This window comes from Streptomyces sp. NPDC052236 (assembly GCF_044548015.1).
Lineage (GTDB): Bacteria > Actinomycetota > Actinomycetes > Streptomycetales > Streptomycetaceae > Streptomyces.
The window spans coordinates 157,499-181,651 of record NZ_JBIUBL010000022.1; the positions used below are offsets into that span (position 1 = coordinate 157,499).

The 24,153-nt window shown below is 70.0% G+C and carries 22 protein-coding genes; 3 read left to right on the forward strand and 19 right to left on the reverse strand.

Translation table 11 applies throughout. The features are described from left to right. Positions 1-27 precede the first annotated feature (27 nt). From ACIHCQ_RS30990 to dxs, 9 genes are all read right to left on the reverse strand, one after another. The gene (locus ACIHCQ_RS30990) at positions 28-1,719 is read right to left on the reverse strand and encodes an acyltransferase (RefSeq protein WP_399669596.1); all 1,692 of its coding nucleotides are present in this window, start codon (positions 1,717-1,719) and stop codon (positions 28-30) included. Between the two features lie 54 nt (positions 1,720-1,773). Continuing rightward, a complete protein-coding gene (locus ACIHCQ_RS30995; RefSeq protein ID WP_399669599.1) occupies positions 1,774-3,240 on the reverse strand; it encodes a WGR domain-containing protein in 1,467 nt (488 codons plus the stop codon). A 109-nt stretch (positions 3,241-3,349) separates the two neighbouring features. After that, positions 3,350-4,285: a 4-hydroxy-3-methylbut-2-enyl diphosphate reductase gene (locus ACIHCQ_RS31000; protein ID WP_399669602.1), complete on the reverse strand. Its 936-nt coding sequence runs from the start codon at positions 4,283-4,285 to the stop codon at positions 3,350-3,352. Between the two features lie 2 nt (positions 4,286-4,287). Continuing rightward, positions 4,288-5,346, reverse strand: a complete 1,059-nt coding sequence (locus ACIHCQ_RS31005) for a polyprenyl synthetase family protein (RefSeq protein ID WP_399669605.1) — start codon at positions 5,344-5,346, stop codon at positions 4,288-4,290. A 74-nt stretch (positions 5,347-5,420) separates the two neighbouring features. Then, entirely contained in the window at positions 5,421-6,281 is an 861-nt protein-coding gene (locus tag ACIHCQ_RS31010) for an SAM-dependent methyltransferase (RefSeq protein WP_399669607.1), read from the reverse strand. A 55-nt stretch (positions 6,282-6,336) separates the two neighbouring features. Continuing rightward, the gene (locus ACIHCQ_RS31015) at positions 6,337-7,635 is read right to left on the reverse strand and encodes an FAD-dependent oxidoreductase (RefSeq protein WP_399669610.1); all 1,299 of its coding nucleotides are present in this window, start codon (positions 7,633-7,635) and stop codon (positions 6,337-6,339) included. A gap of 20 nt (positions 7,636-7,655) precedes the next feature. Continuing rightward, positions 7,656-8,618, reverse strand: a complete 963-nt coding sequence (locus ACIHCQ_RS31020; protein ID WP_399669612.1) for a cyclase — start codon at positions 8,616-8,618, stop codon at positions 7,656-7,658. Between the two features lie 12 nt (positions 8,619-8,630). Further along, complete coding sequence (gene ispG / locus ACIHCQ_RS31025) at positions 8,631-9,737, reverse strand: flavodoxin-dependent (E)-4-hydroxy-3-methylbut-2-enyl-diphosphate synthase (RefSeq protein ID WP_399669615.1); 1,107 nt, start codon at positions 9,735-9,737, stop codon at positions 8,631-8,633. Positions 9,738-9,740: 3 nt separating this feature from the next. Then, on the reverse strand, positions 9,741-11,600 hold the full coding sequence (gene dxs / locus ACIHCQ_RS31030; protein WP_399669618.1) for a 1-deoxy-D-xylulose-5-phosphate synthase: 1,860 nt from the start codon (positions 11,598-11,600) through the stop codon (positions 9,741-9,743). A gap of 198 nt (positions 11,601-11,798) precedes the next feature. Here dxs and ACIHCQ_RS31035 point away from each other — a divergent pair, with 198 nt between their 5' ends. Continuing rightward, positions 11,799-13,148, forward strand: a complete 1,350-nt coding sequence (locus tag ACIHCQ_RS31035; RefSeq protein WP_399669621.1) for a hypothetical protein — start codon at positions 11,799-11,801, stop codon at positions 13,146-13,148. Between the two features lie 425 nt (positions 13,149-13,573). Here ACIHCQ_RS31035 and ACIHCQ_RS31040 read toward each other — a convergent pair whose 3' ends face one another. Then, the gene (locus tag ACIHCQ_RS31040; RefSeq protein ID WP_399669624.1) at positions 13,574-14,083 is read right to left on the reverse strand and encodes a DUF2000 family protein; all 510 of its coding nucleotides are present in this window, start codon (positions 14,081-14,083) and stop codon (positions 13,574-13,576) included. A gap of 49 nt (positions 14,084-14,132) precedes the next feature. Here ACIHCQ_RS31040 and ACIHCQ_RS31045 point away from each other — a divergent pair, with 49 nt between their 5' ends. After that, positions 14,133-14,936 (forward strand): AraC family transcriptional regulator, encoded by an 804-nt coding sequence (locus tag ACIHCQ_RS31045; protein ID WP_399669627.1) that lies wholly within the window; start codon positions 14,133-14,135, stop codon positions 14,934-14,936. Positions 14,937-14,968: 32 nt separating this feature from the next. On the opposite strand, the gene ACIHCQ_RS31050 is transcribed toward ACIHCQ_RS31045, so the two are convergent. Both ACIHCQ_RS31050 and ACIHCQ_RS31055 read right to left on the reverse strand, forming a co-directional pair. Then, positions 14,969-15,709 (reverse strand): class I SAM-dependent DNA methyltransferase, encoded by a 741-nt coding sequence (locus ACIHCQ_RS31050; protein ID WP_399669629.1) that lies wholly within the window; start codon positions 15,707-15,709, stop codon positions 14,969-14,971. A gap of 384 nt (positions 15,710-16,093) precedes the next feature. Continuing rightward, the gene (locus tag ACIHCQ_RS31055) at positions 16,094-16,693 is read right to left on the reverse strand and encodes a TetR/AcrR family transcriptional regulator (protein ID WP_399669632.1); all 600 of its coding nucleotides are present in this window, start codon (positions 16,691-16,693) and stop codon (positions 16,094-16,096) included. 68 nt (positions 16,694-16,761) lie between these two features. Between ACIHCQ_RS31055 and ACIHCQ_RS31060 the strand changes: the two genes are divergently transcribed. Beyond that, positions 16,762-17,598 (forward strand): class I SAM-dependent methyltransferase, encoded by an 837-nt coding sequence (locus ACIHCQ_RS31060; protein WP_399669635.1) that lies wholly within the window; start codon positions 16,762-16,764, stop codon positions 17,596-17,598. Positions 17,599-17,783: 185 nt separating this feature from the next. Here ACIHCQ_RS31060 and ACIHCQ_RS31065 read toward each other — a convergent pair whose 3' ends face one another. The 7 genes from ACIHCQ_RS31065 to ACIHCQ_RS31095 form a co-directional block, all read right to left on the reverse strand. Then, complete coding sequence (locus ACIHCQ_RS31065) at positions 17,784-18,560, reverse strand: DUF6182 family protein (RefSeq protein WP_399669638.1); 777 nt, start codon at positions 18,558-18,560, stop codon at positions 17,784-17,786. A gap of 74 nt (positions 18,561-18,634) precedes the next feature. Further along, positions 18,635-19,765, reverse strand: a complete 1,131-nt coding sequence (locus tag ACIHCQ_RS31070; protein ID WP_399669641.1) for a hypothetical protein — start codon at positions 19,763-19,765, stop codon at positions 18,635-18,637. Continuing rightward, on the reverse strand, positions 19,762-20,037 hold the full coding sequence (locus tag ACIHCQ_RS31075) for a hypothetical protein (protein WP_399669644.1): 276 nt from the start codon (positions 20,035-20,037) through the stop codon (positions 19,762-19,764). The genes ACIHCQ_RS31070 and ACIHCQ_RS31075 overlap by 4 nt, the downstream gene beginning before the upstream one ends. Next, on the reverse strand, positions 20,024-20,449 hold the full coding sequence (locus ACIHCQ_RS31080) for a hypothetical protein (RefSeq protein ID WP_399669647.1): 426 nt from the start codon (positions 20,447-20,449) through the stop codon (positions 20,024-20,026). The genes ACIHCQ_RS31075 and ACIHCQ_RS31080 overlap by 14 nt, the downstream gene beginning before the upstream one ends. A 47-nt stretch (positions 20,450-20,496) precedes the next feature. Further along, positions 20,497-21,363, reverse strand: a complete 867-nt coding sequence (locus ACIHCQ_RS31085) for a class I SAM-dependent methyltransferase (protein WP_399669649.1) — start codon at positions 21,361-21,363, stop codon at positions 20,497-20,499. Positions 21,364-21,501: 138 nt separating this feature from the next. Then, positions 21,502-23,187, reverse strand: coding sequence for a GH3 auxin-responsive promoter family protein (locus ACIHCQ_RS31090; RefSeq protein WP_399669652.1), 1,686 nt, complete (start codon positions 23,185-23,187; stop codon positions 21,502-21,504). A gap of 1 nt (position 23,188) precedes the next feature. Further along, a complete protein-coding gene (locus ACIHCQ_RS31095; RefSeq protein ID WP_399669655.1) occupies positions 23,189-23,875 on the reverse strand; it encodes a hypothetical protein in 687 nt (228 codons plus the stop codon). Positions 23,876-24,153 lie beyond the last annotated feature (278 nt).

Genomic DNA, 24,153 nt, shown 5'->3' on the forward strand with positions numbered 1-24,153 from the left:
GGTGATCGCCGGAGGCCGTGTGCTTGGTCAGAGGGTGCGGGCCGGCTCCGGCCGGTGGATGCCGCGCGGGCGGTAGCCCAGGGCGTCGGAGCAGCCGGTGAGGTCGGCGAGGAGCCAGATGATGGCCAGCCACATTTCGGTGCCCTGCAGCCCCGGTTCGCGGCCGGGACCCGCGTCGCCCGGGCCGAAGCCGAACCCCTTGCCGTCCTGCCAGCGGGGGAGGGCGAGCGCGAGCTGCCGCTCGGCCCAGGCCCGTACCTCCGCGGAGCGGTGTCCGGCGCCGCCGGTCTGACGCGCGCAGAGCCACAGGGGGTGAGCGACGTCCAGCACATTGCAGGCGTTCTCACGGCCCCCGCCGAAGTAGCGGAGGTCGCGGGCATGGTCCAGGACCGCGTCCACCACCCGTTCCGGGTGCGGGACCGGCAGCCCGAACTGGGCGAACGATCCGCGCGTCAGCCGGTAGTACCCATTGACCACTTGCAGCCGCCCTGCCTGGGCCGAGGGACTGCCCCACATCCCGGTCCACGGGTCGGCCCTGGTCAGCAGCCAGCCGAACAGCGCCTCCAGCGAACCGGTTCCGGGCATGGAGCCGATGCCGTCGGGGTGGCCAAGGCTGTGGCCCCGGTTCCAGTGGGCGGCCGTGGCCCAGGTGTCGATCCAGGCCCCCGCCCCCCAGGCCCCGTCGCGCCACGCCAGCCCCTCCAGACGCGCGAGCAGCTGACTTACCGTCATCTCACTTACTCCGCGGACCGGATACGGGAAAGACGCGCCCAGCAGGTCGAGCGCGTAGCCGACACACAGCACGTGATAGAGCGAGGAACCCTCGCCGATAAAGCCGTCACCGTCCACCGGGCGCAGGGGTTCGCCGAACGCCGGCACCAGTCCGGTGCGCGGGTCCTGGAGGGTGCCCAGCCGCTTGGCGTGCTCATCGGCGGGCAGCTGCTCAGGAGCGCGGCCCAGTAGCAGGTCGGCGATCTCGACCGCGTCGCAGTGCGCCCGTACGGTGGCTGCCGCCCCCGGCCGGTCGACGTACCGGTCGCCCTCCCAGCACCGGCCGAGAAGGCCGGCGACCTGCGCACGGGCGGTGGCGGCGAACCGGGCCAAGGCGTCACCGCCGCTCGTGGGAACACCCGGGGCCGGGCGGGCAGGGGCTTCCCGCCGGTCGCGCAGCGGGCGCGCCGGGTTCCCCGCGGCCACGGTCCACTCCGGCAGGTCCTTGGTGACGACCGCGCCCGCGCCGATCACGCAGTGGTCGCCGATGGTCACACCGTCCACGACGACCACATGCGAGCCGATCCACACATCGTCTCCGACGGTGATCCCGAGACTGGTCTGCGGCTGCTGGAAGACCGGTCGGTCGGGCGCCATGGAGTGGTTGAAGCCGAGCAGCGAGGTGTGCGCGCCGATCCGGACACCGTCCCCGAGCGTGACGGTGCCCCGTACCGTGGTGAACGGGTTCAGCGTGCAGTCCTTGCCGGTCCGCACCTCACCGGTGACATAGGCATGCGCCGCGATGTACGAGTCGTCCCCGAGCCGCAGCAGGTCCGGATGCACCGCTGCCGAGTCGGCGACGTAACACCGCTCCCCGATCGCGCTGTCCCCGCCGAGAGCCCGCTGCCGCTCCCGCTGCGCGGCCCGCTGCTCGTCGGAGGCTCCCTCGGCGAACAACCAGGGACAGTGGTCGAAATGCCGGATGAGCTGCTGCTCGGTGAGATCCATGGAGCGAACGCTAGACAGGCGGAGCCCTGCGGGGGAAGGGGCGCCCACGACAGGTCACACCAGGCGCCTGATCTCTCCGCGCACCCGGTAGAAGCCGCCCGTTGAGGAGTGCAGGGCGTCGACCACATAGCGGGCGCCGGGCTGCCGTATCGCACGGGGGAACTGGACATTCCAGCTCGGCTCGTAGCCGTCGGAGACCACATGCACCCGCACGCGCCCGCCGTCCTGGACGCACTCCACGACGACCCCGGCCCCCGGCGCGGGAACGACACTGACGGTGGCGACAGCGGCGGCGGTGGCCGGCGGCGCGAAGGCGGGCAGAGCGGCGGCCAGTTTGATGTCCGCGGCGACCGGGACCGTGCCCGACTGGGCGGCGTTGATCGCGGCCTCGCTCGCGTCGATACAGGCGAGCGAGCCGTCCGTGGAGACCAGGTACAGCTTCTCGGCGTGGTACTGCATGGAGAGCGCCGAGCCGCCACCCGTACCGAGCTTCCACACTCGGGTGCCGTCGGCGGTGAAGCAGTAGACGGAGGAGGCGGAGTCACCCGCGAAGACGTACTGTCCGCCGGGGGACGTGGCGCACGAGTACACCGGGGCGTCGCACTGGTAGGAGGCCTCGATGCGGCCGGTGGACTTGGCGAGCCGCTGGACGACCCGCCGCCCCGTCCCGGCGTAGACAGCGTTCTCCTCCTGCCATCCGAACAGCACATTGCCGTTGGTCGCCGTGTGCCAGAGCTGGCCGGCGCCGTCGGCCGCGTACGCCGTCACACCGCGGTTGTGCCCGTGGTACACCGCGTGGCTGTCGGCGCGCACCATCCAGCCACTGTCGCCCAGTGAGTTGCGCGACCACTGAAACTCGTCTTCATGGTCGATGACCGTCAGACCGCCGTTGCGGTCGGAGACGTTCAGCACGCCCTCGTGGATGTCCAGCCAGAAGATGTCCACGTCGTCCGCTATCTCGTAGGCGGCGAACGGAACCTTCGCGGAGAGGTCGTACACCTGGCCGTCGTCGCAGCCCGCATAGATCCAGAAGTCGTCCGCGACCAGGCACTTCACACCGTTGGGAAGGGTGTAGTGAGCGAGCACCTCACCGTCGTGGCCAAGGCTGTAGACATCGCCGCGCTGGTTGCCGACCCAGCAGCGGTCGTCGTCCACATGGATCCCGAACGCCGAATGGCCGGTCCGGAACCGCCAGAGCACCGGGGCGGTCGTCCGGGCCGTGGAGGGGGCGGACGTCACCTGGCGGCGCGTCACCGCGCGGGGAGCACGCTGCCCCTGGACGGTGGGCGCGTAGCCCTTCCGCACCTTCTCGCCTATCTTCTTCGCCGCTGCGGCCTTCGCCTTCTCGACGGTCGGGAAGGAAGAGATCTGGCGCTGCCCGTCCACGCCGATCCGCCCGTACCGCACGGTGACTGTCGTCCCGTTGACAGTCACCTCGTAGAACTTGTGGGCGCCGCCGCCCTCCTGGGACAGCTCCAGATACGTCGTGTTCTTCGACTGTCCTGCCTGCGCAGCGGACATGGCAGACCTCTCCCCTGTGACCCGGTCGGCCGGTGCAGCCGATCTTCAGTGATTCCAAACTAGCGGTCACCACTGACATCGCCGCCGGGAACGGGGACCGCCATTCCGGTCAGCCGTGGGAGAGGGACCTCGGCAGGGCGAAGGTCTGCGGCTCGGCGATGGTCGAGGGGGTCTCGATGTCGGTGTAGCCCTGGGCTGCCAGGTGGTCGAGAAGCTGGGTGACGAGGATTTCGGGCACGGAGGCGCCGGAGGTGACGCCGATGGTCTCCACGCCGGTCAGCCACGCCTCGTCCAGCTCGGACACGGTGTCGATCAGGTGCGCGTCCGGTGCCCCGGCGGCGAGGGCGACCTCGACCAGGCGGCGGGAGTTGGAGGAGTTGGTGGAGCCCACGACGAGCACCAGGCCACAGTGCGGGGCGATCTCCTTGATGGCCTGCTGCCGGTTCTGGGTGGCGTAGCAGATGTCGTCGCCGGGCGGCGCGACAAGGGCTGGGAAGCGGGCTTTGAGGGCTTCGACGGTGGCCATGGCCTCATCGACGGACAGGGTGGTCTGGGACAGCCACACGACCTTGTCAGGGTCGCGCACGCTCACGGTGGCCGCCTCGTCGGGGCCGTTCACGAGGTGGATGCGGTCGGGCGCCTCGCCCATGGTGCCGATGACCTCCTCGTGGCCGGCGTGACCGATGAGGAGGATGTCGTACCCGGCTTCGGCGTAGCGGAGGGCTTCCTTGTGGACTTTGGTGACCAGGGGGCAGGTTGCGTCGATGGTGCGCAGGTGGCGTGCGGCGGCCTCGTCGTGGACGTCGGGGGCGATGCCGTGGGCGGAGAAGATGACGCGGGCTCCGGGGGGAGCCTGGTGGCACTGGTCGACAAAGACGGCTCCTTTGGCCTCCAGCGCGCGCACGACGTACTTGTTGTGGACGATCTCGTGCCGGACGTAGACCGGCGGTCCCCAGCGGGCGAGGGCCTGTTCGACGACCTGTACGGCGCGGTCGACGCCGGCGCAGTAGCCGCGGGGGGAGGCGAGGAGGATTCGGCTGCTCATGGTCAGGATGTCCTTTTCACGATGTGCGTGGCCAGGGTGTGCAGGGTCTTGGTGGCGCGCGCGGGGAAGGGAGCTTTGTCGAGTGCCGTCACGGCCTGGTGGTGGCGGGTGTTGATGAGGCTTCCGACGGTCGCGGTGGCCGCGGTGGCGTGCATGATGGTGCGCACCTGGGCGGCGTCGTCCTCGGTCAGGCACGGGTTTCCCCAGGAGCGGGCGAGGATGGGGCGCTGATCGGGGGTGGAGGCTTTGCGGGCGGCGGCGATCAGAGCGGTGTGCTTGCCCTCGCGCAGGTCGTCCAGGTTCGGTTTGCCGGTCGTGGCGGGGTCGCCGAAGACGCCGAGGACATCGTCGCGGAGCTGGAAGGCTTCGCCGAGTGGCACGCCGAAGGCGGTCATGGCGTCGAGGACGTCAGGGGAGGCGTAGGAGAGGGCGGCGCCGATCTGCAAGGGCCGGTGGATGGTGTAATGGGCGGTCTTGTAGCGGCAGATCGCCAGGGCGTCTTCCATGGTGGCGCCGGTGTTGCCCGCGTGTTTGACGTCGAGGTACTGGCCGATCATGACCTCTTGGCGCATGGCTGCGAGCGGCACGTTGAGTTGCCGGAGCTGGGCGTGGGTGAGCCCGGCGGTGCGGAGGAGTTCTTCGGCCCAGGCGAAGACGACGTCACCGGCTGTGATGGCGGCCGCGGCGCCGAAACGGTCCGCTGCCGGGCCATGGTGCTGGGCGGCGAAGCGGCGGTGGGTGGTGGGGGCGCCGCGGCGCGTGGCGGAGGCGTCGATGACGTCGTCGTGGATGAGGATGGCGGCGTGGAGCATTTCCAGACCGGCCGCCACGCGCATGATCTGGTACTCCTCCCCCTTGGCGCCTGCGGCGTGCCAGCCGACGATGGCCATGAGGGGCCGGATGCGCTTTCCGCCGGCGCCGATGAATGCGGTGATGGCGTCGGTGAGGGGGCGCAGTTCCTTCGGTTCACGTTTGGTGTCCAGGAACGTGGTGAGCAGGGTTGTGACGTGCGCGGTGAGCTTGTCCAGTTCGAGGGGATGCGCCGGGATGGTGGTCGACACGAGCGCGCTCCTTGGAGGGTGTGGAGTGTTCCGCCCGGTTGCCGCGTCCCCGGGCGGAAGATGGAGATGGCCTGCTAGACGCGGTCGGCGACGATCAGCAGGTACTGGAAGGCACCGGAGGTGTAGGCGTTGAGGTAGGGCTCTTCGACTCCGGTGGCCAGGGAGGTTTTCGCGCGCAGCTTCCAGTACGGAACGGTGGCGTTGGTGAGATTCTTTACGTACACGGGCACGATCCGGTTCTTGGCCATGGCGCGGAAGTAGTCGCTGCGGTAGTGGATATCGCAGGCGTATTGGGCGTTGATGAGGGACACATCGCGAGAGCGGCGGCCGTAGGTGTCGTTGGCGCAGCCGGTGATGGTGACGTACCGGCCGCCGGGGACGAGGATGCGGCGCATCTCGGCGAACTGGTCGGCGAGGTCGACGTACATGGTCGACTCGTTGTTCCAGGCGGCGTGGATGGTCTTGGCTTCGAGTTCGGTTTCCAGCATGGACCGGATGTGGAAGCGGACCTTGTCGGAGACGTTCAGCCTGTGGGCCTGGGCGCGGGCGTCGGTGGCCTGGGCGGTGGAGAGGGTGAATCCGTCCACCTGGCAGCCGGTGGTGCTGTGGAGCATGAAGGCGGTGCCGCCGCGTCCGCATCCGGCGTCTACGGCCCGGTGCTGCGCGTTGAGGCTGCCCAGGTGGGAAATGAGGTGGGCGCCCTGGTTGTTCTCCAGGCGGTGCAACTCGGAGACGATGGCCTCCTCGTCGGCGTCGAGGACACTCGCATCCGGCTCGCCGATGCCGTAGTGGTGGTGGAAGTAGTTGTCCACAGCACCGAGCTTGTGGTTGACGTCGTAGCTCTCGGTGTCCCAGTAGTCAGCGATCGACTGCTGGTAGGGGTTGGCGGATGTGGCCTGTGCGGAGGTACGCGCGAGGGCCTGGGTCGTGCTCATCGGTGGGGTCCTTTCGAGGGGCTGCTTGGGGGGCGGTGATGGCTGCTTCGGGTGCTCATGGCCTGCCTCCCTGGAAGAGGGCCTTGAGCGCGATCCGCGGCGACATCAGGGCGGCCGGTGAGCGGCGCATGTGCTGCACGAGCGCGAACGTCCTATAGATGTCGTGATGGCGCGGGAAGAGGTTGATGACGCGGCCCAAGTACCAGTGGGAGGCGCGCGGGACGAGACGCAGTCCTTCGGTGTGCCAGGCCAGGTCGGAGCTGGTGGACATCAACCAGGGCAGGCGGATGATGGCCGCGCAGCGCCTTTGGTACTGGCGGCCGGTCTCGTCCTTTGCCAGGGAGGCGGCGAGGGCTTGGGCCTGGAGGGCGGCGACGGTGAGCCCTTGGGCGTAGATGGGGTTGAACAGGCACAGGGCATCGCCCAGGGCGATGAGTCCGTCGGGCCAGTCGCGGGCCTTGTGGACCAGGCGCCACCGGTTTCCCTTGTCGATGAAGCGCCGGGTAGGGATGGCTGGGGTGGCGTTGGCGACGAATTCGGTGATGTGGGGCAGTCCCAGGTCTTTGGTGCAGGCGAGGAACCCGTCGTCGTCGGTGGGCGGGAGGTTGCCGGCGGCGCCGAAGAGAATCGTCATCGAGCGGCCCTTTTCCAGCAGGACGGTGCCGCCGCCGCGGGACTGGGTGGGGGCGTACAGGAGGATGCCTTCGACGGACAGCGTGGTGGAGGGCCGGCCGCTGTAGTTGCGCGTGGTGTAGGCGACATCGGCGGTGACGGCGAGTTCTTTGACACCGGTGATGCCGATACGGTCGATCCACTGGGAGAACTGGTGGTCGCGTCCAGTGGCGACGCAGACGAGGTCGGCGGTGATCTGCTCGTCCTTGGCGTGGTGGCGTCCGTAGACACCGCGCACGCGCCGCGGTACGCCGCCGCACTGGAGGCCGTCCACGGTGAAGCCGTAGCGGACGATGACGTTGGGGTGTTTGGTGACGCGGCGGCGCAGCTGCTGTTCGAGGTAGGGGCGGGACATGGACTGCACGTGGATGCCGGTGGGCGTCAGAGGGGTCCAGCCGGAGGGGAGGCGGAAGCGCATCTGTTCGCCGAAGTCGACGGTGGCGACGCCTTCGGCCTCCATGTCGGCGCGCAGGCCGGGGAAGAGTTCTTCAAGGACCAGGGCGCCGCGCTCCAGGAGGTAGTGCGGGTGGTAGCCCTGAGGGGCGCCTTTGCGGGGGGTGTCCAGGTCGCCGATGTCGTCCCGGTCGAGGAGGGTGACCTTGTCGTAGTGGTCGGCCAGGACGCGGGCGGCCAGGAGGCCGCTGTATCCGGCGCCGGCCACCAGGGCGTGAGAGCGTCGCACGATCTGGTCCTCTCGTGGCGTCAGGGGGCGGTGGCGTAGCGGCGGCCGACGAGTCCGGCGTGCCATTCGTGGTTTCCGGTGACCCAGTTCATGAGGCCGGCCAGGAAGCGGGCGAGGACGGCGTCGGTGGGGGCGAGGATGCGGGCCTGCTCCTCGAACATGAGCAGCAGCTCGTTGTGGATCCGCACGGCGCGGGCGAAGGCGTCGGTGATCGAGCAGCCTTCTTCGGCGGCGATCACGGTGGGGAGGCTGTAGTGGAAACGCTCGCTCGCGAGTTCTTTGCGCAGGGAGTACAGATCGTTGCAGGCGGTGGTGACATTGCAGGCCAGGGCGGTGGCGTACTGGACGGCGGGGTCGGCGAACACCTCCGCGGGCAGCTCGTAGCCGCCGATGGCGTCGGTGATGGTCAGGCAGGGGCGGAAGTTGTTGAACTGCCGCTGTATCAGGTACTCCCATACGGGTGGTGTGTGGTGGCGGGTGCCGTAGTCGCCTTCGCCGGCGTAGCCGAGGTACAGGTCGCACAGGTCCTGACGGAGCCGGTGGCGCTGTTGGGGGGTGGCGATGGCGGAGAAGTGCCGCATGGCGGAGTGCATGGCCTTCACCGGGGCGCACTGGCTGAGGGTGCTCGTCCAGCCGGTCATGTAGGCGGGTGGGAGGGCAGGCGGGTCGACGGCGGCTTGGCACAGGACGAGGAGAGCGCCCCGGCGCTCGTGGGTGCCGCCGTGTTCGGTTTCGCAGATGTAGTCGTCCACGACGTTCTCTGCCACGAGGAGCATGGCGGCGGCCAGGAGGTGTTCGGTGCCGGCGGCGTCGGGGTGGTAGAGGACGGCGCCGCGGCCGGGGTCGGCGTCCATGAAGGATTCGGTGACGCCCAGGTCGTGTTCGAGCCAGTGAGTGAGGCGTTTGTTGATGTCGTCGGCCTTGTTCCGGTCGGCTGGGTGGGCCGGGGGGCAGTACAGGCCGGGAATGTAGGACGAGCCCATCAGGTGGTTCCTTCAGGTGGTTCCTTCAGTGAGGGTGAGGGCTTCTTCGATCAGGGTGTCCACGATCTTGGATTCGGGGACGGTCCTGATGACCTGGCCGCGGATGAAAATCTGTCCTTTGCCGTTGCCGGAGGACACGCCGATGTCGGCTTCTCTCGCCTCCCCGGGCCCGTTGACCACGCAGCCCATGACCGCGACCCGCAGCGGATGCGGGAACCCCGCGAACGCGGCCTCGACTTGTGCGGCAAGCCGGTGGATGTCGACCTGTAGTCGGCCGCAGCCGGGACAGGAGACCACTTCGAGCTTGCGGGGCCGCAGGCCCAGAGAGGCGAGGATCTGGATACCGGCCTTGACCTGTTCCACCGGGTCGTCGGAGACGGAGACGCGGATGGTGTCCCCGATTCCGGCGTTCAGCAGGATGGAGAAGGCGACGGCCGATTTGATGGCGCCCTGCATGGCGGGTCCGGCTTCGGTGACGCCCAGGTGCAGAGGGTAGGAGCAGGCTTTCGCCAGCAGGCGGTTGGCGTCGACCATGACCATGGGGTCGTGGTGCTTGACGGCGATCTTGAAGTCGGTGAAACCGTGCTCTTCGAAGAGGCGTGCTTCCCACAGGGCGGACTCCACCAGGGCCGCCGGGCACGGTTTCCCGTACTTCGCCAACAGCCTATTGTCGAGTGATCCGGCGTTGACCCCAATCCGAAGGGGAACCCCGGCGGAGCCCGCGGCTTGTGCGATCTCTTTGACCCGGTCGTCGAAGCGTTTGATGTTGCCCGGGTTGACGCGGACGGCGGCACATCCGGCGTCGATGGCATCGAAGACGTACCGGGGCTGGAAATGGATGTCGGCGATTACCGGTATCGGTGACTTCGCGACGATCTTGGGGAGGGCTTCGGCGTCGTCGGCGGAGGGGACGGCGACGCGGATGATGTCGCATCCGGCGGCGGTGACGGCGGCGATCTGCTGAAGCGTGGCGTCCACGTCCGCGGTGACGGTGGTGGTCATGGTCTGGACGCTGATCGGGGCGTTTCCGCCGACGGGCACCGATCCGACGTGGATCTTCTTTGAGGCTCGGCGTGGGGGTGCGGGCATGTCCGGAACCGGCAGGGTGACCGGGGTCATGGATTACTCCTGGGTGATCGGGAATCCGGCGCGGGCCTTGAGGACGGAGTGGGTGATGCCGATGGGGGTCAGGCCGCAGGCGCCCAGCAGGGAGGCGCGGGAGCCGTGCGGGAGGAACCGGCCGGGCAGTCCGAGGGCCCGTACGGATACGGGGAGTCCGGCTTCGGCGAGGGTGCGGGCCACGTGGGTGCCGTATCCGCCGGCTCGGGTGTTGTCCTCCACCGTGACCACGAGGCGGTGCCTGGCGGCCATGGAGATGATCTCGGGGGCGATGGGGTAGAGCCAGCGCGGGTCGGCGACCGTGGAGGTGATGTGCTGCTCGTCCAGGAGGGCGGCGGCCTTCAGCGCCTCGGCGCACAGCGGGCCGGTGGCCAGGATCAGGACGTCACGGCCGGTGCGGGCAAGGATGTCGGTGGTGCCGTACCGTTCCCGGGCCTCGACCGGATCAGCGGCGGAGGCTTTCGGGAAGCGCAGTGCGGTCGGTCCGTCGGTGTGGTCGAGGGCTTCGGCCAGGAGTTGACCGAGCTGTACGGCGTCGCGGGGCGCGGCCACCCGCATACCGGGGACGGCGCCGAGGATGGTCAGGTCCCACATGCCGTGATGGGACGGTCCGTCGGGGCCGGTGACGCCGGAGCGGTCCAGGACGAACGTGACCGGCGCGCGGTGCAGAGCCACGTCCATGAGGACCTGATCGAAGGCGCGGCCCAGGAAGGTGGCGTAGACGGCTACCACGGGGTGCATGCCCGCGAGGGCGAGACCGGCCGCGGAGGTGACGGCGTGCTGTTCGGCGATGCCGACGTCGAAGAACCGGTCGGGGTAGTGCCGGCCGAAGGAGGTGAGACCGGTGGGGCCCGGCATCGCCGCGGTGATGGCAACCACGCCGGGGCGTGTCCTGGCATGGTCGATCAGCGCGGTGGAGAACGCGGACGTCCATGAGGGTGCGGTGGGCTTGCTCAGCGGAGTGCCGGTGGCGGAGTCGATGGCGGGCACGGCGTGGAAGCACTCGGCGGCATCCGCCTCCGAAGGGCCGTGGCCTTTGCCTTTGACCGTGACGACGTGGACGACGACGGGCCGGCGCAGATCCTTGGCGATGTGCAGGGCCTCTTCGATCGAGGGCAGTTGATGGCCGTCGACGGGGCCGATATAGGCCAGGCCGAGGAGTTCGAACAGGGAGCGGGCGACCGGCAGGGGTCCGGATGTGCCGTCGGCGGGTTCGGGGATCCCGGTGAGCCAGTCGATGCCATCGGGGTGTTCGGTGCGCAGGGCTGCGAGGTGGTCGGCGAGGCCGCCGATGGTGGGGGCGTAGGAGCGTTCGTTGTCGTTGAGGACGACGATCACGGGCAGGTCCTGGCCGGAGGCAAGGTTGTTGAGGGCTTCCCAGCACATGCCGCCGGTCATGGCGCCGTCGCCGACGACGGCGATGACGCGCCGGTCGGTTTCCCCGGCGAGCCGGCGTCCCTTGGCGATGCCGTCCGCCCAGGACAGGGCGGTGGAGGCGTGGGAGTTCTCGATGATGTCGTGGACGGATTCGGCGCGCGAGGGGTAGCCGGAGAGGCCGTCTTCCTGGCGCAGGGTGTCGAAGGAGGAGGCCCGGCCGGTGAGGATCTTGTGCACGTATGCCTGGTGGCCGGTGTCGAAGACGATCGTGTCCGTCGGGGAGCTGAAGACCCGGTGCAGGGCGAGGGAGAGTTCGACCATGCCCAGATTGGGTCCGAGGTGTCCGCCGGTCGCGGAGACTTTCTCGATGAGGAAGGCGCGCGCCTCATCGGCGAGCCTGCTCAGGTCGTCCTCGGTGAGGGTGCCCAGGTGCTTGGGGGAGAAGACCTGGGACAGCAGCGGGTATTCCGTGGTCGTGGTGGTCACAGGGTGCCTCCCGGTGGGGCGGGAGATCCCAACAAACCTCGGGGGTGCGGGGCTGCGGTAGGGGTGTTTCTTGATCAGGTCGTGAATGTGTTGAACGCGTGTCGGCGGTAGGTGTCCTGACGGGGAGGGTGCGTGTGCGTCACCGGGGTACCCGCCCGGGGGCGAGGCCCGTTGATCCCGTTGATGAGGGGGTAGCACGTGGCGCGCGGAAATCCGAACCGGCTGCTGGCCGGTCTCCTCGATGAGGCGGGGTGGAATACCGGTGAGCTGGTGCGGGCGGTGGTGGCGCTCGGGTCGGCCCAGGGGATCTCGGTGTCGTACGACCGTACGGCCCCGGCGCACTGGCTGAACGGCGCGCGCCCGCGGCCCCCGGTTCCGGCGTTGGTGGCGGAGGCGTTCAGCCAGCGGCTGCGGCGGGTGGTGACGGCGGCGGAGACCGGTCTTGTGGACGTGGAACGGGTGCCCGAGCAGCGCCGTCGGGAGCCGGTGAAGGGGGCCGGTGTGGAGTTGGTGAGTGAGCTGGTCGAGCTGTGCCGGGCGATGCTCGATCCGGAGGAGGGTCCGCGGTTGGCGGCCGGTCCATATGAGTCGCAGGCGGCGCGGCCAGTGGCGTTGTGGACGCCACCGGTGCGCAGGGGTGTGAGGGAAGCGGGGGCGCGGGCGGGGGCGGTGGTTCTGCACGATCTGGCGCGTACCTTCGCGTCATTGGGGGTGCGGAACGGGGGCGCGCAGATACGGCCGCTGTTGGCGGCGTATCTGGCGCATGGGGTGCGGCCGGAGTGGGTGCGCGGTGAGCGGGAGCTGATTGCGGGGTATGCGCAGCTCGCGAATCTGTTGGGGGTGTCGGCGATGGATTCGGGACATCCGCGGTCGGCGCAGCGGGCTTTCGCGTTGGCGTTGGGGCTGGCACGGGCGGGAGGGTCGCGGGAAGTGTGGGCGATCACGTCACGGACGATGTCCGCGCAGGCATATGAGCTGGGGTATGTGGACGAGGCGCAGGAGCTCGCCGGGGAGGCGGCGCAGGAGGTTCAGGGGCTGGGGGCGGCGCGGGCGTTTGTGGTGGTGCATCAGGCGGTGATGGAGGCGCAGGGCGGTGGGGACGCGGTGGCGCTGATGGCAGAGGCGGAGCGGGCGTGGGAGTCGTCCCCGGCGCCGTCGGTGGGGTCGGTGGGGCCGTTCACGGCGTATCCGCGTTCGGCGCTGGACTTCCAGCGGTTTCGGGTGTGCCGGGCACTGGGTGAGCGGGAGAAGGCGCTGAGCGCGTTGCGAGCGGCGGCACGGCACCGTCCGGCGGCGCAGCGACGGCCGTATGCGCTGCTGCACGCACAGCTCGGTGAGGAGCTGTTGGGGTTGGGGATGGTGTCGGCGGCGTGCGGGGCGTGGTCGACGTTTGTGGACCAGTATCCGCTTGTGTGGTCGGCGCGGGCGGATGCGGCACTGGTGCGGATGTGTGAGCTGCTGGCGCCGTGGTCGGATCAGTCGCGGGTGCGGGCGTTGTTGGAGCGGGGACACGGTCTGCGGGGATGGTCGCCAGGACTTCGGCGGTGAGGGTGGGGTCTTCCATAAACCCATTCCCTTCGTACATGTAGCGTGTTTTTGCTGTGTCGTGCTGGGCGTGGTGCGGGCTTGAGCGGCCTCGCGCACGCCGGGGCCTGGGGGCGCGGGCGCTTCCCGCGCAGGTTCACTCAAGACGCCCCTCCAGTTCGCCAGGGCCGTCCAGGGAAGAGAACCCCTCAACGACCGGCATGACGTGAACGCGTTGAACGCTCGTGCACTCGTGAGCGCAGGGGGTGCCGGAACTGGGACTCAATCAGGGCTCGATGTGCACGTATTCGCTCTGTCTGGACGGCCGGTAGAACGTGCAGCCCTCGTGTTCTTCAGCGGGCCCCTGGTTCACGGGTTCACGGGTTCACGGGTTCACGCCGAGCCCGCCCGCTCGTGGACGGTCCAGAGCCTGGCCCGCGGTGCGTGGTTCAGGGATGCATGCGTGCGCCCTTGAGGACCTTGTCGACGGCGTTGCGCGGCCCGTAAAGAGCCATCCCCACCAGATCGAGCTGGTCCTTGCCCACAGCACGTACAGCGGCCCGGTTGTCCCGGTCGTTGCCCGTACCGAACAGGTCCGAGGTGAACACCGACCTCACCAGCGAGCGGGACAGCGCACGGCCGTGCGCGGCGGTCAGTGTTTCCTTCGTCCCCTGCATCACCAGCACGGGCTGGCGGAACATCGGCAGATACGCGGTGTCGTCGGCGTCCGCGTACGGCTCGCCGACCACCTCGGGGAACACCGTGCCGAGCCCGCTGACCAGGAAGGCGGTCACGTTGAGCCGCTGCCAGGACTCGAGGTCCTCACGCAGCAGGACGGCGATCTTGGTGTCGAAGCGGACCGGCACGCTCTCCGGCCCCGCGCCGCTCCCGGCCCCGGCCGCGACCCCGGCCCCCGCCCCGGCTGCGGTCCCGGTCCTGTTTTCATCCTCGGTTCTCATGCTGCGAGACTCCCCGGTGTATGCCTGGCGCGTCTTGTACGTTCTTTGCGTGACGCCCCGGCAGGAGATCTCCGCCTGGCGCCCGCGGGTCGCGGGCGTCGTGGAGGTTCTGCACGCCCACTTCACCGAGCACGCCTATCCCATGCACGTCCACGACGCCTGGACTCTGCTGATCGTCGACGACGGCGCGGTCCGCTACGACCTGGACCGCCACGCGCGCGGCGCCCCGAGGGACACCGTGAGTCTGCTCCCGCCGCAGGTCCCGCACAACGGCTCGGCCGCCACCCCGCACGGCTTTCACAAGCGCGTGCTCTACCTCGACATGACGCAGCTGGACGCGAGCTACATCGGACCGGCGGTGGACGGCCCGGACCTCACCGAGCCGCTCCTGCGCACCCGCGTCGCACAACTGCACACCGCCCTGGCCCGCCGGGGCGAGGAGTTCGAGGCGCAGAGTCGTCTGGCCCTCATCAGCGAGCGATTGCGCGCCCGGCTGCGCCCCTCACCGGCCCTCGCCGGCGCGGGGCCCGACCGTGGCGTCGCCCAGAGTCTGCGTGACCTGCTGGACGAGAGGCTGCGTGAGGGCATCGCCCTGCATGAGGCCGCGCGCCTGATCCACGCCCACCCCGCGCATCTCGTGCGCGCCTTCAGCGGTGCCTTCGGCATCGCCCCGCACCAGTACCTGATGTCCCGCCGTGTCGACCTGGCCCGCCGTCTGCTGCTCGATGGACAGCCGCCGGGCGAGGTGGCGAGCGCCGCCGGCTTCTACGACCAGTCCCACCTGTCCCGGCACTTCAAGCGGGTCGTGGGCATCACCCCGGGCCGGTACGCCCGCAGCGGGGCCACCGGCTGAGCACGCGGAACCCCCCGGACAGGCCGCGGTCCTCAGCCGGCGGGCTTCTCCCAGACCGATACGTGCCGGGGGCTCTCGCTGGTGAACGGCGCCCGTGTCCACCCCTCCCACCGCTCCCGCAGCCGCAGTCCGGCGAGCCGCGCCATCAGGTCCAGCTCAGCCGGCCATACGTAGCGGAACGGGATCGACCAGTGCTCGGCGCGCCCGTCGGTGATCGTGACGTAGTTCGAGCTCATCGCCTGGGTGGCGACGTCGTAGGTGTCGAACGCCCACCGCGTGGGGCTGATGTGGAAGGGCACGGCGCTCTGCCCCGGCGGCAGCAGACGCAGTTGCGGCATCCCCACCTCGACGACGAAACAGCCGCCGGGCCTCAGGTGGGCGGCGGCGTTGCGGAAGCAGGCCACCTGGGCATCCTGCGTCGTCAGGTTGTTGATCGTGTTGAAGACGAGATAGGAGACCGCGAACGTGCCCGCCACCCGCGTCGTCATGAAGTCGCCGATCGTCACGCCGACGCAGTCGCCGCCCGGCTTGGCGCGCAGCCGGGCCACCATGGCCCGGGACATGTCGATGCCGTGCACCGGGACCCCGCGGCGGGCCAGCGGCAGCGCGATCCTGCCGGTGCCGATACCCAGCTCGAGCGCCCGGCCGTCGCCGGCGAGCTGGGCCAGCACGTCGACCGCCGGGTCCACCACGTCCGGCCGGAACATGTCCGCCGACGACTCGTCGTAGGTGGCCGCGATGTCCTCTCCGAAGAAGCCGTCCTCATCACGCATCCCCGGACCGTACCGGCCCGGGGCTCCGCCGCGCGCCCGGTTTTTCATCCGCGGTTCCTCTGCAAGGAGCGCCAGGCCTCATGCGATTACTGCACGCCAGAGCCTTTTGTGCAGGTAATTGGCAGTGTTCGCGTACAGCGATGATATTGCGGGAGACGCTGCAACTGACGGAGAGTGAACTCGCGGGCTGCCTCGGCCTGCCCGGGACACAGGTCTCACGCCCTCGGGCCGGCCGCCGCATGGACACCTGCTCGCCGGCCCGGCGCGCGCCTGCGAACTGCTCCCCGCCCCAATCAGTGCGTACTGGAGTAAGCCGACCGGAGAGCCGTTGTCGCGCCGACGACTGCCGGCGACCGGTTCATGGCAGCGGCTCATGGCTGTGGTTCATGGCTGTGGTTCTCGCGCGACGCCGGCGATGACCGTGGTCACGACCTTGCGGACGGCTCCGGCCTCCGGCCCGGTGCCCTCCCGGCCGGCGAAGAGCAGGTGTCCGGTGCCGATCAGTATGGGCGCGAGTGTGTCGACGTCGGCGTCCGCCGCGATGCGGCCCAGGTCGCGCTCGGCGGCGAGGTAGGAGGCGATCATGGCCGTAGCTTCCGTCAGTACGGGGACGCCGGGCGGCCTGGCCCGGCGCAACCGGGCGCGTAGTTCGTCCCGGGAGGTGAGGAGGCCGAGGATCGCCAGCGCGACCGACTCGAACAGGGCCGTCAGCACGCCGGTGAGGTTGTCGGCGACGGTGCCGGTCCCGGCGGACTCGCGCAGGGCGGCGGCCTGGTGGTCGATCCGGCCGATGCGGTCCAGTACGAGCTCGGCGAGGAAGGCGTCGAAGTCGGCGAAGTGCCGGTGCAGGACGCCCTTGGCGCAGCCCGCCTCGGTGGTGACCGCCCGGCTGGTCAGCGCGTTCGGCCCGTCCCGGAGCAGGACGCGCTCGGCGGCGTCGAACAGTTGCTCGCGCACATCACGGATGGCCACTCCTGTCGGCACGTACATCGCTCCTTCGCTCGCTGGGCCCGCCCGTTGACGAGTGGGCATCTGCCCACCATAGTGGGCAGATGCCCACTGTGCCTCCGGAGCGAGCACGTCCCTCCGAACGAGAGTCTCATCAACACCGGCAGGCGGCGGAGTCGTTCGGCTCGGACGCCGAACGCTATGACCGGGCCCGGCCCCGCTACCCCGAAGCCATGGTGGACCGGATCGTCGCCGGCAGCCCCGGGCGCGACGTCCTCGACGTCGGCTGCGGTACCGGCATCGCCGCCCGGCAGTTCCAGGCGGCCGGCTGCACGGTGCTGGGAGTCGACGCCGACGCGCGGATGGCCGCCCTGGCGCGGCAGCTCGGGTCCGAGGTCGAGGTCGAGGTGGCGACGTTCGAAGCCTGGGACCCGGCAGGCCGGACCTTCGACGTGGTCGTCGCCGGGCAGGCCTGGCACTGGATAGACCCGGTCGCGGGGGCGGCCAGGGCCGCGCGGGTGCTGCGGCCCGGCGGCCGGCTGGCAGCGTTCTGGAACGTGGGTGAGCCCCCACCCGAAGCGGCGGAAGCCTTCGCCGCGGTCTACCGGCGGGTGCTGCCCGACTCGCCGTTCAACCTCCAGGGCACGGCGAAGGCGGCCCTGGACGGCTACCAGGCGCTGTTCACCAAGGCCGCCGACGGGATCCGGGAAGCAGGCGGGTTCAGCGCCCCGGAGCAGTGGAGGTTCGACTGGGAGTGGTCCTATTCCCGGGACGCGTGGCTGGACCAGTTGCCTACCCAGGGCGCCTTCACCCGGCTTCCGCCGGACACGCTGGCGCAGGTGCTGGAGGGTGTCGGGGCCGCTGTCGACGCGATGGGCGGCGGCTTCACGATGCGTTACGCGACGGTGGCGGTCACCGCGGCGCGAACCGGCGCCGCCTGACCCCAGCCCTGCACCACGCCGGGCGTGCCCACCAGCAGTGCGCCAAGTCCGTAGATCCGCGGCCGGGTGACACGGCGGCGCACCCACGGCGGCAGCGTCCACCTGCAGTGTCCCGGCTCCCTTGCTGGTGCAGCTGGACTGCCGCCCGCCGCCCGCCGCCCGCCGCCCGCCGTGCGACGGAGGGCCTACGTGCGTGCCGTGACACCCGCGTAGGCGCGCAGCCGGCCGTCGGCCGCGTCCCGGTCGGGGAGGACCCGCAGCATGTGGTAGGGCCCCTCGGCCGGGTCGAGTTGCGGCACGTGCCGCACTGTGACGCTGGTGCTCTGGTCGATCAGGTGCGACAGGACCGCCTCGGCCAGCATGTGATGGACGTGAACGAGGTAGTCGGCCAGGGACACCCGGGTTGTCACGACGTCGAGCCGTGCCGTGCGGACAGGGGCGGCCTCCTCGGCGGGGCGGGCCGGGGCGGCCGGGGCAGGTATCTCGGCACCGGCGGGCAGCGCAGGCAGGCCGGCCGTGGGGAAGAGCCGCAACAGGCGCCGCAGTGGCGGGGCTTCACCGGTGTCGGCGGGCTTGGTCCATGCCATGGCGCCGTCCGCGCTGATGTGGTGGAAGGGGAATCTCGTGCGGAGGTTGTCGGGGTTCCCGGACAGGAAGATCGTCCGGCTGTACGCGCGGAGCCACGGCTCGCCCAGGGTGTCCGGCAGGCTCAGGGTGTAGCGCAGCACCGACTCCAGGTACGTCGTGAGTTCGAAGCGCCGCAGCACGACCGTCACACTCGTCCGGTCCGGTACCGGTGCTGGTACCGATGCTGCTGTCGGCTCGGCCGGTGCCCGCGCGCCGGGGTGCGTCCAGTTTACGGAGTCGTACGCACGTACTTGCTCCCGCGCGTGGCGCAGCCCGGCGTTCGCGACCCGGACCCGGTGCTCGGCGTGTGCCTGAAGGTAGTGCTGGGCGAACATGCGCGGCTCCTGTGCCGGTCGGTCCTGTGGGCGGTCGGTTGCCTGCCGGTCGCCGGGGAAAGAGGCGGGGTGTCTTACAGGTAGACGGTGGTGGCGGTGGCGCGCAGCGGTACCTGCTGATGCCTGCGCAGGAGTGCGGAGGTGAGGCGGTAGGCGTCCACGTGGTTGCGGCTGCCGGTGTGCTGGTGCAGGAATGCCGCGGCGTCCGGGGCCTGTGGCGAGTCTTCACGGGCGAGGAGTTTGCCGGCGCGGTCGATGCTCTGGCGCAGGAGGTCCTGACGGTAGGACTGCCCGTTCTCGCCCTTGCCGAGCCCGGCGATGAAGTACAGGCGCATGCCGAGCCGGACGGCCTGCGGGGTCGCGTAGGTGCGCAGTTCGCCGGCCAGCCCGGTGACTGTGTGTTCGTGGCCGACACCGTGGCGGCTGGAGCGGACCGCGCCGTCCAGCGGTACCCGGTCGAGACACACGCGGTGTGTACGGGCGCCGCCGAGCGCGTCGAAGAGTTTGTGCAGGAGGATGTAGTCCTGTGTCAGTTCCCGGTCGTGCAGCAGAACGATCTCGTCGTACTGCGCCACGGCGGGCAGCAGATCACGCAGGGCGCAGCCCAGGTAGTTGGGATGACCGGTGAGGGACGTGAGGGGGCGCAGGGGCAGTCCCTGGGCGGTGGCGTCCAGGTAGACGGGACCCCCCTCCTTGCGCGTGTCCAGGCACAGATCGTGCTTGGCGAGCTGTTCGACGACCTCGTTGAACGCCAGCTGGGGCGGCTGTCTCCGGGTGAGACCCGGGTCGTGCATGCCCAGCCACGCGAAGTGGCCGCGCCACAGCTCCAGCAGCCGCCGGCTCACCGGGTGGGTCCAGCCCGTCTGCTCGACGGCGCGGACGTAGGGCAGCAGGGCCGCGTCGGGGGGCGGGTCGCTCTGGGTCTGGAAGGCCGTGTAGAGAAGGCCCACATCGCCCTCCGTGGCCGCGGAGAGGTCGATGTTCCCGCAGGCGCGGTCGAGGTACTCCCAGAAGCCGGCCGTCTGCCGTGTGACGTTGAACGTGGTGTTGCTGTACAGGTAGTCGACGTCGCAGTCGCCCAGCGACCGTGTGGCGCGGTACATGACGTCCACCCACAGCAGCCCCTTGAGGTGGCTGAGGCCCAGTGCCTTGGTGGGGGTCACGGTGACCGGCGCGATCAGTACCCTGGGCCTGGCCGCGGTCATGCCGACTTGCCCGGCTGCCGGCCGGCCGCGGCCCGGCCCAGGTCCGCGAAGCCCTTGGCCGCCGCGGCGAAGTCCGGTTCGGTGATGCGAAAATGGGTGATCAGGATGTCTATGCCGCCTGGGCGCAGGGCCCGGTACAGCTTTGGGACGAGCGCCTTGCTGGCCGAGTCGCAGGCGCCGGGATAGGTCAGTCGCACCGGTGTGGGCCGGGGGTTGTGGCCGCCGTTCACGCGGGGGGTGGCGGGTGAGTGGGCCGGCTCAGTCGGTGACAAGGTCGCCCTCCTTGGCGGCTGTGCGTGATGTGGCGGTGCGTGATGCGGCGGTGCCGGTCGCGAGCAAGTGCGCGCGGTCGGGGCCGGGTGGGGTCCAGGGGCCGGTCTTCTCGCACGCGGCGAGGACCCGTCGGCGCGCCTCGTCGCCCGAGGGGGAGAAGGCGGTGGGAGGCATGGACATTTGCGTACGGGCGAGATACCGCCACCGCACCGGGTCCCCGCTCGCGGCGGCGGCCGGCCGGCCCGAGCACCCCGAGGAACTCGACGCGCCCCGGCTGTCCGGCAGCGGCGTCGCGTGAACGGCCCGGTTCCACCGGGTGATCCGCTCGCCGTCCGCGCGCACCGCATGGTCCCACCACGGCCGCACATGCGCGTCGGCGAGCGCTGCCGCCGCCCCCCTGTCGGCGGGCATCCACGGCGGCGCCGGGCGTCGCACACTGCCACCGATGACGAGGGCCTTCATATACGTCGGCCGTGGACGAGGAAGACGCGCTCAACCTCCGCAACGCCCCGCGGATGGACCGGGTCGGGCCAGCGTCCGAAGTCGGCCGAGGGCTCGCCCGGTTGCAGGGCCTTCGCCTCGATGCCGTACTCGGCGAAAAGCGCCTCGGGCTCGTCGTGCCCGAACAGCCAGGGGCAGCCCCAGCGTTCGAAGACCGCGAGCAGCGGCGCGACGGCGGGTGCGGTGAGGGCTGTGGCGCTGATGAGGTCCGCGGCGACCAGGCTGCCGGGGGCGGTGGCGTCCCGCACGCGGGACAGCACCTGCCTGGCCTGCTGCTCGGTTACGTAGTAGAGGAGCCCTTCGAGCAGCCAGAGGGAGGGCCTGTCCGGGTCGTACCCGGCCTTGGCGAGTGCCTCGGTCCAGTCGGAGCTGAGCAGGTCGACGCCGACCGTGTGCCGGCTCACCCGCGGGTGCACCGGCTCCCCGTCGAGCACCGAGTCCTTCGCCGCGAGGACGGCGGGCCGGTCGAGTTCGAAGATCTCCACCGGCCGCGTCCAGGGCAGCCGGTAGGCCCGGGTGTCCATGCCGGCCGCGGCCATCACGATCTGGGGGTGATCACCGCTCTCGACGTGGGCGAGGAGGAAGTCGTCGAAGTACCGGGTCCTGATCGCGTTGTACTCGAAGGTGCTCGGAACGCGCTGGGAGGAGTCGGTGCGGTGGGGCGAGGTGGCGTCGGCGACCTGGCCGAACAGGTCGCTCCCGAGCGCGCCGGCCAGCCGGGCTGCGAGAGGGTCCTCGTACAACCGGTCCGGGCGCCGGGTCTCCTGGGCCCGCAGTGCTGTCGTCAGGAGAGAGGTCCTGGCGACCGCGTCGAATGCTTCCACGAGTGCTCCTTGGACGAGTCGAAGAGATGCCGGGCGGAAGAGATGCCGGGCGGAAGAGATGGCGGGCCGAAGCGGTGACGAGCCGAAGAGTGACGGCCGCCCGGTCCGGGCAGCCGGTCCTTTGGTACGTGGCGTGTCTCAGGCGTCGAGCAGCCGCCGCCACGCGGTGTCGTCGTGCTGGAAGACCCGGTCCTTCACCTGCGCCGGACGTATGCCGCCTGCGACCCTGGCCTGCCAGTCGGCGGCGAAGGCGTCCGGTGCCACGCGGTGCAGTTGCGGTGCGCCGAGGCGAGCGCCCACGCGTGCCGCCCGGTAGCCGTGCGACTGATCGCCCAGCGAGGTGTCCAGCGCCCGTGTGAACGCCTCGGCCTCCTCGAGCGACCAGGGGCTGAACGGCTCCACGGCGAAGGCGTACCGCGGCGGCCCAGCCGTGCCGGTCCCGGCCTCGCCCGGCTCTGCGGGGCGGTCGGCCACACGGCAGGTGGCGTTGCGGATCTCCAGGCCGGTGGCGAGCACCGCGCCGCGCAGCGCGCTCACCACATGCGACTCACGCAGCCGCTCGCCGACGACGTCCGACACGGTGCGCCGGCCCGCGTACTCCAGGCGCGGCACGCCGCCGGTCCGGTCCACGACGCGCACCACATCACCCAGGGCGTACCGGTAGAGGCCGCCGACATGGCTGATGACGACATGGTATTCACCGCCCGGCGCCAGCTCGTGGAAGAGCAGTGTGTCGCTGTCGGGCCGGATGTCGTCGTCGGCATCGATGAATTCCAGCAGTCCGCCGGTGACCGTCGGTGATCCGGCCGAGGGGTGACGGTCCAGCGCCACGGCGACGAAGCCCTCCGACGCCGCCACCGGAGCGGGCAGCGCGCTCACCTTCGGCCCGAACGCCTCGCGCAGCCGGGGCAGATAGAGGGAGGCCAGGCCGGTGGTCCAGCAGAAGAGCAGCTCCATGCGGGGCCACACGTGTGTGGGCAGGAGGGTACCGGAGCACTCGGCGAGCTGTTGAAGGAGCCGGGCGCGCTGCGGGTCGGGCGTGAGCCCGGGATTTCCGTCGATCGTGCCGTCGTGAAGGTCTTTGATCAGACGTGGCCACCACTGGCTCAGTTGGTAGGGCAGCGCGGCGACCATGGCCGGGTTGATGCCGATGACACTGCGTACGTCGTGTCCCATGGCGGCGCGCAGTCGTACGTAGCTGCGCTGGAGATGATCGGAGGGGTCCACGAATTCAGGCAGGACGCTCCAGGGGGCGCGGCTTCCCGGTTCCGCCGACAGCGGCTCGCCGAAGGCCTGGCCGAAGTCGACCTGGCTCGCGCCGAGATGGGGACGGCCGGAGCGGGTGGCGCCGACAGCGGGAGCCGGGTCGTGCTTGAGGTTCAGCGTGGCGTCGGGCCTGCGGACGGCTTCGGGGTAGTGCTCGGCGAAGTTGGCCCATGCCGCGTAGTAGAAGGGGAAGAAGGAGGTCCGCATGAACTCCCGGGTGATCGGTATCTGTTTGCTGTCGCCGGTGCTGCCGCTGCTTTTGAAGAAGACCACGGGGGGATCGGCGCTCAGCACGTTCGGCGCTCCGGCGGCGGCGGCTTCGATCCACGGGGCGAGAGCGGGGTAGTCGGCGATGGGGACAGCCGCCCTGAAGTCATCGACGCTGCGGCAGCGGGAGAATCCGTGCCGCTGCCCGAATTCGGTGTTCGCGTTTGCGCTCAGCATGTGCCCAAGGGCGTTGTCCTGTGATGCCCTGGCGTCGGACAGTGCTTTCCTGAGCCCGTCCCGCTCGGCCAGCACCCTCTCCCGGTAGGCGGAGAATAATTCGTGCCCTCGCATGTCAGCTGTTGCCCTCCTTCCTTATTGACTCTTCAACCGCATATACGGAGTGGTCGATACCGGCGCCCTGTTCAAGGGTGGCCACGTTCAGGCTCGCCACTTCTTTGTGCATCATGTCGCCAAGGTCTGCCTGGAATTGGGTGAATGTTTCTTTCGTAGGTGTGTCGCCGTAATGTTCCATCGGGTTCACCGCTGAGCCCTGCCCGCTGCGTTCCCAGGCGACAGCGGGCGCCACGTCGAGATAGACGACCTGGTCGGGCTGGGGAAATGACCGCCACCAGGAGAAGAGCGGGCCGCTTGCGTATCCGAGCAGCGCGCACTTGGCCATGATTTTGAAGTAGTAGGAGTCCACGATCACCGGTCGGCCGGGCGGCGCGTCGGCCACGCGGTCACGCATGTGCACCACCGCCAGCTGCATCAGGGTGAGGACGATATCGGGTGAGTAGCGTCTTGCCGGTGCCTTCAGCGCGTCGGGCAGCAATTCCCGGCGCGCTCTGCTGATCAGGGGATAATCCGCCTCGAGAAGCGACTCGTCCAAGGAGACCACCGTGAAGGAACCGCTGTCGGCCAGGCGCTGCAGCACCGATGATTTGCCTGTGTAGTCGGGGCCCAGCAATACGGTGAACTTCGCTCTGTTGGCCCCGGGCGGCGGGAGCTCGGTTCCGTACGGCGAAGGAAACGTCGGCATCTCTACTCCCTGACGGCTGAGGCCGAGCCGGATGCCCGGGGCGGCGTCGGCGGGTGTTCGGCGGACTCCGATACGGTCGCCGCCACCTGCCGTCCGCATGACGCGATGCTTGGAGCCGTACGTGAGAGCCGGACGCCGCCGCACCGATGTCGCCGGCGGCGAGGTGGTTTATGAATGTGGGTGGGGGTGTTGTGTTGTTCAGTGTGTGGTGGGGGTGGGGGTGGGGGTGTGTGGTTGGTAGTTTTCGGTGAAGAGTTTGTTGACGAGTTCGCCGCGGC